This window comes from Candidatus Cyrtobacter comes, assembly GCF_034470605.1.
Lineage (GTDB): Bacteria > Pseudomonadota > Alphaproteobacteria > Rickettsiales > Midichloriaceae > Cyrtobacter > Cyrtobacter comes.
The window spans coordinates 1-10,038 of the sequence record NZ_JARGYT010000042.1 but is presented as its reverse complement, the minus strand read 5'-3'; the positions used below and the strand labels follow the sequence as shown (position 1 = coordinate 10,038).

At 33.1% G+C, this 10,038-nt stretch carries 10 protein-coding genes; 1 reads left to right on the top strand and 9 read right to left on the bottom strand.

The annotated features are described in order from the left end of the window. Positions 1–689: 689 nt before the first annotated feature. The gene (locus tag Cyrtocomes_RS03635) at positions 690–1,361 is read right to left on the bottom strand and encodes a thiamine diphosphokinase (RefSeq protein ID WP_322497846.1); all 672 of its coding nucleotides are present in this window, start codon (positions 1,359–1,361) and stop codon (positions 690–692) included. Between the two features lie 141 nt (positions 1,362–1,502). Between Cyrtocomes_RS03635 and Cyrtocomes_RS03630 the strand changes: the two genes are divergently transcribed. After that, positions 1,503–2,336 carry an ankyrin repeat domain-containing protein gene (locus tag Cyrtocomes_RS03630; protein WP_322497845.1) on the top strand — a complete coding sequence of 278 codons (834 nt, stop codon included), beginning with the start codon at positions 1,503–1,505 and terminating at the stop codon, positions 2,334–2,336. A gap of 324 nt (positions 2,337–2,660) precedes the next feature. Here Cyrtocomes_RS03630 and Cyrtocomes_RS03625 read toward each other — a convergent pair whose 3' ends face one another. From Cyrtocomes_RS03625 to Cyrtocomes_RS03590, 8 genes are all read right to left on the bottom strand, one after another. Further along, positions 2,661–3,254, bottom strand: coding sequence for a MotE family protein (locus tag Cyrtocomes_RS03625; RefSeq protein WP_322497844.1), 594 nt, complete (start codon positions 3,252–3,254; stop codon positions 2,661–2,663). Positions 3,255–3,263: 9 nt separating this feature from the next. Next, positions 3,264–3,680: a DUF6468 domain-containing protein gene (locus Cyrtocomes_RS03620; RefSeq protein WP_322497843.1), complete on the bottom strand. Its 417-nt coding sequence runs from the start codon at positions 3,678–3,680 to the stop codon at positions 3,264–3,266. After that, entirely contained in the window at positions 3,677–4,645 is a 969-nt protein-coding gene (locus Cyrtocomes_RS03615; RefSeq protein ID WP_322497842.1) for a FliM/FliN family flagellar motor switch protein, read from the bottom strand. The genes Cyrtocomes_RS03620 and Cyrtocomes_RS03615 overlap by 4 nt, the downstream gene beginning before the upstream one ends. Before the next feature lie 3 nt (positions 4,646–4,648). Further along, positions 4,649–5,176, bottom strand: coding sequence for a flagellar basal body-associated FliL family protein (locus Cyrtocomes_RS03610; protein WP_322497841.1), 528 nt, complete (start codon positions 5,174–5,176; stop codon positions 4,649–4,651). Positions 5,177–5,196: 20 nt separating this feature from the next. Then, on the bottom strand, positions 5,197–6,528 hold the full coding sequence (gene cysS, locus Cyrtocomes_RS03605; protein ID WP_322497840.1) for a cysteine--tRNA ligase: 1,332 nt from the start codon (positions 6,526–6,528) through the stop codon (positions 5,197–5,199). Positions 6,529–6,533: 5 nt separating this feature from the next. Further along, the gene (gene acpS / locus Cyrtocomes_RS03600; RefSeq protein ID WP_322497839.1) at positions 6,534–6,869 is read right to left on the bottom strand and encodes a holo-ACP synthase; all 336 of its coding nucleotides are present in this window, start codon (positions 6,867–6,869) and stop codon (positions 6,534–6,536) included. Next, a complete protein-coding gene (gene aspS / locus Cyrtocomes_RS03595; protein ID WP_322497847.1) occupies positions 6,866–8,671 on the bottom strand; it encodes an aspartate--tRNA ligase in 1,806 nt (601 codons plus the stop codon). Before aspS ends, acpS begins: the two co-directional genes overlap by 4 nt. A 295-nt stretch (positions 8,672–8,966) precedes the next feature. After that, complete coding sequence (locus tag Cyrtocomes_RS03590; RefSeq protein WP_322497838.1) at positions 8,967–9,632, bottom strand: HAD family hydrolase; 666 nt, start codon at positions 9,630–9,632, stop codon at positions 8,967–8,969. Positions 9,633–10,038: the final 406 nt, after the last annotated feature.

The window sequence follows — 10,038 nt, the reverse complement described above, 5'->3', positions numbered from 1 at the left end:
CTTATACCTATCTTGCCAATTTCTTACTGTATTTGATGCTATTTCAAATTTTATTGAGGCGCTATTGCAGCTGTTATAGCTAAGATAGTATATTAAATAATCACTCTAGCTTCTTAACTCCTATTTTATATGACGTTTTATACTGACTTAGCTATACCTCTATTTACATATGTTATAACTTCCTTACGAAAATCTGTATCATGCTGGCATTTTCCTTTGAATATCACTTATCTGTACGCAAATCTCAACTTAGGTTACTATAGTTGCTGATACTCTTTTGGCTACACAATGAAAGTTCATAGCGCTACTCCCCATGCACTTGTGCAAAATTATTTGGATTAAAGGAAAAATTCAAAGGCTAATCAAGATCTTAGCTGATAGTGGTTATCAAGGAGATTTGATGGTTTTATCTTCATGGATGTTTGCTTACTAAAATTAAGTCAGATGATGGGGGTTTTTAAGGTTCAGCAGTGGAGGCGCTCATTCGATTGGTAACTTTAGAAGATTATCTCAAGATTACGAAATCACCACTTCTTCGGCTAAGGCTTTTATAGAATTGGCAAAAATTATGATGAAATTTTGTCAAAAAGTTTACTGGTTCTTATTCGAAAAACAAAGCGATACAATAAATCACTTAGGATGATTATTGTCACTCCTATTCTTTAATAAGCATTTGTTCAATTTAGATTTTAATCTGTAGTTGTTAGGCAGCGCCGAAAATATTCTATGTTCTTATCAACTATCAATAGAGCATCACCTTTAATACTTAAAGCTGCGCTCTCATTGTTAAGAAAATTTGATGTACTTTCATTTACGGCAAACTCAAGCTTATACCCATCCATCTCATATAATAACCCATTAGATGTTATGGTTGCATGTGTAAAAGAAAGGAGAGCTACCCTGTCATTCCTTTTACCCTTAAGGACAATATGGCAATCTCTTAAAAAAATGACCTTCTCAGATTTAGAGAATAGTATAATCTCATATCTACTAGAATAATGCTTCTTAAGAAGCCTAAGATTAAGCATAGAATGATCCAATCTCCCACCCAATGCATTATATATATTAATAGTCTTAAGACTTTCATCTTCTTTGCATAAAACTATTGCCTTCTCTAGATCTGTAGTATCTTGATCTACTATCTCTATAATACATACCCCCTTAGATCTAAAGTAATTTTTAGAAGATTCATTTATACTATCCATATCACCAATGATACTCGTTGGTAATATATCAAAACCTTCAAAATGATTTGCCGCACCATCAAGTAATATTATGTTTTTATGCAACAAATCTGTATTTTCAAAAAAATCTGAAAAATTAGCATAAGGAGAATTAGCTATGATACTGTAGCACGACATACAAATTTTAAATAAGATAAAAGACTAAACTATAACAATTCATTGCATTATAGTGTTTAAGTTATTATTTAGATACATAAAGATACCTATGGGCGATGTTTAATAAGCTTATTGCCTATAACTTATTAGTTTATGATTTGAATGACAAAAGAAAATCACTTAAAGCAGTTGTCTCTTGAAATAGTTGACTTTCTTGTAAATGGCAATGTATCTGATAATAATAAATGGCATGAGGAAAGCTCTATAGCGTATTTTGTTGATTTTATCCAAAAACAACCTCAAGTATTGAATTATGATGGGATATGCCCACTTATTATTATAGTCTCTGGCCTTTGGAGCTCTGCTTTGAAAAGGTCGATAATGATACAAAAAAAATCTAATTATTATACAAAACTTGCTCATTTTTATGCATTATGTCTTGATAACCTAATAAAGCTTGGTGCTGATCCAAATATCAAACATAAACACTGTCATGGAAGTAGTGTTTTTCATTGGCTAATAGCATGGGATAGAAGCGATGAATGCATTAAGTTTATAGAAATGCTAAAAAAGCATAATGTTTATTGGGATAAAGATATTCAAGATAGTGCTGGCAATACACCATTAACTCTTTTGGTTGCACGTAAATACTTTGGAAGACACCCAATATGCAAAAAATATGATCAGGCATTAATAGAAAAATTAATAACCGAGGGCTGTAACCCACTTATATACAATAATGAGAAAAATACCTCTCTTCATTATGCTTACCTGAAGCATGATATTGAAACTATTAACCACATATTCAACTTCACTAATACTGAAGGAGAACACTTAAAAAACAATGATAATAAAACACCTATAGATCTATGGAATCTCAGCTATCAAGAAGCTGGAAGAATAATAAGAAAAGTGTATAATGCTTCAAAAATAAAAGATATCATGCCAGAAGAAATATGGCAAAATGCTAACTATGCAGACATTTCTAAAAATTAATATAATTCTTTAGAATAGCCACACAGAATTCTCTAATACATTCATTCAAATGTATTACTTTCAACAACTATAGTAAGGTTGTTCGGTGTGATAACATATCCACATATGTTATTTTTTGCACTACTTCATGAAATGATGTACAAAATGCTATAACCGTTTTATTTGAGATGGCATAATACTTCTTGCATTACAGCTTATTAGCCTTATTCCCAACATGCTAATTTAACTTAAATAACTATATATTGATGGTTAAACTATAATAATTGAAGCTGAATTGGCATAGGCTGCAATATATTATTGCCCTAAATAAAACAGCTATATACATCAATTGAGTGATTTAATATCCCCCTTATTTGATAATGCTATTGTTAAACTTGTTGCTTTTGAGGGATTCATAGCTGCCAATATAGCTGAAAGCTTAGATTCCTTCATATATTGAACTACACTAAGCAATATATCCCAATTTAGTTCTTCAAATATCCTAGCAGCCTCCTGTGGCTTCATACCTTCATATATCTTTACTAATCTTAAAATTTGAGCGTCTTTTTTATCCTGATATTCTTTCAGTATCTTCTCAACTCGCTTTGTTGTATCCTCAATCTGCCTGACCGCATATAATGCTTCGGTGTTCATAGTGCCAAGCACCCTTTCCTTCTCCTCTATATTCCTCTCTCTAATATCAAGTTGCTCCCTTCTTATTTTTAAATTTTTTAAAACCTCTACCTCTGTACTTGAAAAACACTCTTCCATACCAGGTTTTTTCAGATTTTCTACTGAAGTTTCTGCTGATTTTATTACAGACTCATGAGTTAGATCATGTGCTACCTGCTCCTTGCCAGATATTTCCAGCATATCGAACGCCTTTGTTCCTATAAATGCTAAAAGAGCCACAATCACATACGAGAAGAGGTTTGACATAAAGATCCACTAAATAACCATAGGTTTTTTCTGAGCATGTTTTTTAGAATTATTAGAGGCATGCTTCCTTCTTTTTTCTTCATTTGAAAAGTTTACCTCCCTCTTCAATGAGCCTGCCTTACTGATAGCTTCTTCTAAATCTCGTAAAATCCTTGAAGATGTATCAGTAGCAAATGAAATTTCATTAATCAGTTCGTGTGTCTTATAGCAACTTTTCCTCAATTCTTCGGAGGCCTTTGCAGAAGCTTCTTTTAATTCAGATATACTCTGACTAGTTCTTATTATAGATTCATCAAAAACCCTAACCAACTTAGATATATCATTTCTACTCCTTTTCAATTCCAATAACTTACCATTGAGCCTCCAACAAAAAACAATTGTCATTGCAAGTAATACAAATATTGAAATATCAAATAAATAATTCATATAGCAATACTATTATATTTTGAGATATCAATTTCATCTACAAGCTGCATCGCAACCTTGTCCCCATACTTTCCCAATTTTGCCATACTGATCCTAACACCATTAAGTAAAATGGAGAATAGATCCTGTGACATTTTATCCAAGATCAGAGTGTTTCCAACACTAAGATCTATCAACTCTTTTATACTAGAAACAGAACCATCAGCAACAAGCTCCAGCGTAACGTTCATATTATATACTTCAGCCTCCATATGCTTAAGCCACCTTGGATCCCTATCTATATTATTTTTAGTATATGAATCCACTAAGTATTCTTTTACCTGTTCTATTGCACTATATGGCATGATAAAATCTATATTTCCTTTTATATTATATATAGAGATTAACAAACTAAATTTATACATCATAGAATGGTCCATGAGCTCTAAATCTTTAAAATCTGAAATACTAGCTAAGGAAAAATCCATTCTCTTATATGTAGAAAATGACGAGTTCAAACAGTTAACTATCTCATTTAAAAAAAGATTAAACACCTTCTTCTCCAATGGGGTTATTGCTCTATTATCTATATCTAAATCCCTTTCAGTTGAACCCATTAAAAAGCTGGATATACACTTTACCAGCGAATTATCAAAAGAAAGCATTGTATTTGTAGTCACTTTTGAATTTAATAAGCAAAACATCCTTTCATCATCTTTATATTCATAAGATGATGATTGAAGAGAGCTTCCTAAATCACTAATAATTGTAGTAAAATTTTCAGAAATCTCACTACGAATATATTTGGAGAAACTCTTAGAAAATTCCTCACATATTTTTCTTAATATTGATGAATCTACTGGCTTTCCAGAAGCGCTGATCAATAAACCAACGCCACTTTTCGCTACAACATCACTTTCTACATGACCAGAACCCTGCTCATTATCAATTTTCCGTTTCTGAGAATTTTTAGCATTTTTAGACATAAGTCACTGCACAATAATATCCTTGAATAATACATCCACAATCTCAAGCGGACTTAATATTTTATTAAACCTTAACATAAGCTCTTCTCTCAGTCTATACAACGCAGCGCTACCATTAAGATCCGATGGACGTAACCCTCTTAAATAAAAGATTAATGAATCATTTACTCTTGGCAATAATTCCTTAGCTCTATGCACATCATTTGGGCTTTTTAGCTCAAGTACTACACTAAGTTTTAGCAAACTAGAACCCTTACCCCTTGTATCAAGATTTACTATAATCTCACCCATCTCCAAAAACGATGTGCGATCATGCTCTAAGTTATTTTTTGCTTCAAAAAATGATTGAAGGTCTAAAACTCCAGTTTTTAATAAAGCCCCAACCACTATGCAAAAAGCCACCAAAGCTATTAGGGAAATTTTCAGTATTTTATTTTTTTCTTGTGTTGTAACGACAGATTTTACATCAACATCCAAATCGAAATTTGCTGCAGATTCAAGACCTTTCACTATATTATCAGTATCAGACATGTTTAAGAAGAAAAAATGAGCTATAAAATTTTAATAATACGAGTACCATCATTACTATCTCTAATTTCATATCCAAGATCAACAAGTATACTTCTTAATTCATCACTTTTTTTCCAATCTTTACTTTTTCTTGCAAATTCTCTTTCGGCAAATAAATCCATTACATCTTTAGGTATAGCATTATCTCTTCTTTTACTAAACCCTAATAATTTCATAATATTAAAAAGGATCTGAGCGGAATGTCTATCTGTAGATGATGCAATCTTATGCATTCTAGAAAATAGTAGTGGCGTGTTCATATCATCAAAAAGTACCTCTAATGCCCGTTCATCTAGCTCATCTGTTGATTCACTTATATCATGTAAAGCAATTGCTTCTTCAAATTTTTGAAGAGATTTTTTAGCATCTTCCAGTAACTTATCCTCAAAGTTTAGAGGTTTTCTATAATGTGCAGAAAGCAGTGCATATCTTATAACAGAACCATCAAACCCGGCATTGAGCAAATCTTCAACAACTTTAATATTATTAAGACTTTTACTCATTTTTTGCCCATCTATGTTTAAAAAGCCATTATGTACCCAATATTTTGCAAATATACTATTAGGAAACGCGCAACAACTTTGTGCCCTTTCATTTTCATGATGTGGAAACAACAAATCTATACCGCCACCGTGTATATCAAAATCCAGCCCCAGATATTTATAACTCATTGCTGAACATTCTATATGCCATCCTGGTCTTCCATATCCCCATGGACTATAGAAACCAAGGCCTTGCTCCTCTTCTGGTTTCCATAATACAAAATCAGCATGATATTTTTTATAATCTTCTACTTGAACTCTTGCCCCACCTACCATCTCATCAATATCTCTCGAAGAAAGATCGCAATATCCATCAAAGCTCTGCACATCAAATAATACATGATCTGAAGCTATATACGCATGCCCATTACTAATTAGTAACCTAATTATGTTCACCATATCATCTATATGATCTCTTGCTCTTGGCTCTATACTAGGTTTAAGGCATCCAAGCTCTAAAATATCATCATGATATTGTTTCGTAACCATTCTTGTCAACTCATCTACTGTGATACCTTGAACTTTAGAAGCTTCTATTATTTTATCATCTATATCTGTTAAATTTCTTACATATGTCACAGATCCATATTTTATCTTAAGAACCCTATATAATGTATCAAAAACAACAGCAGCTCTTGCATTTCCAATATGCGGCCTACTATAAACAGTTGGCCCACAAACATACATACGCACATTTGAAGCATCTATCGGAACAAATTTCTCCTTTTTTCCAGATTTAGTGTTTGTTAAGAAAATATCTAGATTATACATAAAAATTACCCTTCTATTACCACATACGCTATGGCAAAACCACCATCATTAGACATAGAAAGGTGCGCTTTACTGGCATTAGAGAAATATGGCTTCATTCTAACATCATATAGAATTTCTATATCCTTAAACGATAATAGATCACTAATACCAACCCCCACAGCTTTAGCATACGCTTCTTTTGCAGCAAATCTATTTGCATAGTAACATGCCAAATCTCCTTTTTCCATAGAGATCTCCATTTTGGTAAAGACCTTCCGCTTAAAGAGATCTCCATGCGTGTCAAGCATCAACTTTATTCTGCTAATTTCAACTATATCGCACCCTATACCAAATATCATGATAGGGTTTTTATGTGAAGCTCTTTGAGTTGTTTTTCCGATACTACAGATGGAGCATTCATTAACAGATCCTTGGCATTTTGATTTAGAGGAAACGCTATTACTTCACGTATATTGGGCTCATTTGCAACAAGCATCACTATTCTATCAACACCTGGCGCAATACCACCATGAGGTGGCACACCATAAGTTAACGCTTTTACCATACCGGAAAAATTTGTTCGCACAAACTCATTATCTTTGCCAGTTAATTCAAAAGCCTTATAAAGAGTATCTAAGCAGTGATTTCTAATTGCACCACTTGAAAGCTCAATACCGTTACATACTATATCATATTGAAATGCAGATATTTGTAATTTTTCTTCATCAGATTTTGCATTAATTAGTGCGCTGATTCCACCCTGCGGCATCGAAAATGGATTATGAGAAAAATCTATTTTTTTCTCATCTTCATTCCATTCATAGAATGGAAAATCTACTATCCAACAGAATTTATATACATTCTTTTCTATGATAGAAAGCTCCTCGCCTAATTTTGTCCTAACTAATCCAGATAATTTGGATGCATATTCTTCCCTATCACATACGAAAAACATTGCGTCCTCATTTTTTACATTAGAAATCTTCTTTAATTCATCAATCTGATTTTGATTTAAGAATTTAGCAACAGGACCCTTCGCTGTACCATCCTGCATGAAAGAAACATAAGCTAACCCCTTAGCACCAAATTCTTTCTGAGCATGTAAAGTCATTTTATCAAAAAAACCTCTTGAAAGCGCACTTGCACCCGGTGCTGGTATCAGCCTTACACATGCCCCTTTCTTTATAGCTTCACTAAATACAGAAAAACCACTATCCTTAAAAACATGAGATACATCTGAAATTTCTATTGGGTTTCTTAAATCAGGCTTATCAGTGCCATATTTTAGCATTGCATCACTATACTTGATCCTAGGAAACGGTGTATCACTCACCTTATAATTAGAAAATTTTGTAAATAATGAATGCATGAGCGGCTCTATGAGCGAGAATACATCTTCCTGCTCAACAAAAGACATCTCTATATCAAGTTGATAAAATTCACCAGGCGCCCTATCCGCCCTTGCATCCTCATCTCTAAAGGCAGGAGCAATTTGGAAATATCTATCAAAACCAGATATCATCAAAAGCTGTTTAAATTGCTGGGGTGCCTGAGGAAGCGCATAAAAACAACCAGGATGCAGACGACTTGGGACAAGAAAATCCCTCGCACCTTCTGGCGAGCTTGCTGTGAGTATTGGTGTTTGAAATTCTGAAAAACCATACTCCCACATTTTTGTCCTAATAAATTTAATAATATCATTTCTAAGTAAGATATTATTATGCATCTGCTGCCTTCTCAAATCTAAGAACCTATACTTAAGCCTTAAATCTTCCGGAAAATTCTGCTCAATATTTACATTGAATGGAAGTGGGGCCGCTTTTGAAAGTACTTCAAATTTTTCTATTACAACCTCAATCTCACCAGTTGGTATTGAGTTATTTATCGTATCATCTGATCTTTTAACCACCTTTCCACTAACACAGATAACACTTTCATAGCTAGCGTGTAATATAGTATCATAATCTTCAGTGGCAAGATAATTAATACCCTTTTCTTGTTGAGATGTAACGAGTTGAGTAACCCCATAACTATCTCTTAAATCTATGAAAAGCACACCACCATGATCTCTTCTTTTATGGATCCAGCCCGAAACTTTTACACCTTTACCTATATCTGCAGAAGTTAATTGACCACAATTATGCGTTCTATACCTGTGCATACAATTCACCCAAAATCTTCCAAACAGGAACTTATATATTAATCTATAATTATCATCAACACATATTCTAGTAAAGTCCATTGGACACTACCCCCAAGTAAAAATCAACTCCGCCAAGCAAACTAACTATCTCTAAAAATTAGAATTTTATCGCGATAATCACATACAACGCTACATATATTGTATGTGATTACTTTTACAAAAGCCAATAAAACTGCCAACTTAGATGTTTAAACAATATAGTAGATTGATTATAAAATCATATATAGAGACATGACGCATTAAGTTATATTAATTATGCTGAATATTCTTTATATTTCTTGATTAAACATTCATGCGAATCAATACGTACATGATCTAAACCACTTTCCTTTATAAGTTGCTCTGTATCATATTTTGGATTTATCAAAAACGGCACACACTCTGTTTCATGAGCACATCTTATATCAACAACGCTATCGCCTATAAACCATTTTTGCTTTTTTTCCGGATTCTGAACTACGCTGAGCGCTAAATCAACAGGATCTCTCCACGGCTTACCCCTTTGAGCTTCTGATGCTCCTACAATTGCGCTAAAATACTCCTCCCATCCTAAATACGAAATTTCCTTCCTTAAAGTTACATCACGCTTATTACTTACTATAAACATTTCTACATTATTTTCTCTAAAATAATTAAGTGCATCAATAGCACCATTCATTTGTATGGGCGGCACAAACTGCTCATTACTTATATTTTCCAAATATTGCTTCTCAAACCTTTGCGCATTATCTCCAAAAATTAACTTTAGCGAATCTCTCATAGGATAGTACCTATACTCCACAAGCATTGCTTCATCTATATGCTCTAATTTCAAATCACGCATTTCATGCATTGTCTTATAAAACGTGTCAAATGTGATATCATCCTTCACGAGGGTTCCATCCCAATCAAATATTATAATTTCAGGCTTCTTGTTCATTAGCAAAAAAAACAACTATTTCTTAGTATAATACAAATCAACCAATCATGATAACAATGCCACACGTAATTGCAACTTCAGATTCAATTATGTGTCCCAAAATCATATAGCAACCTATCTATAACTCAATAATAACAGCATAATAGGAATCCAAAAAAATCTATATTATCTTGAGAGACATGGCCTTTAAATACTACCTAGCTATTACCCACTATATTACAGATCACTCAGAATATTGCTGAACACCTAAAAGATATATAATATAGCTAATCCGGTATAAAAGAGTCACGATAAATGTTGATTGATAGAGTAAAATCTTATCCACTAAAGCAAGTGAACGCATCTGTATTAACTGAGCCATTCAGTAATCCGATAGCTATTAAAGTACTGCCAATCAATGCGCCAA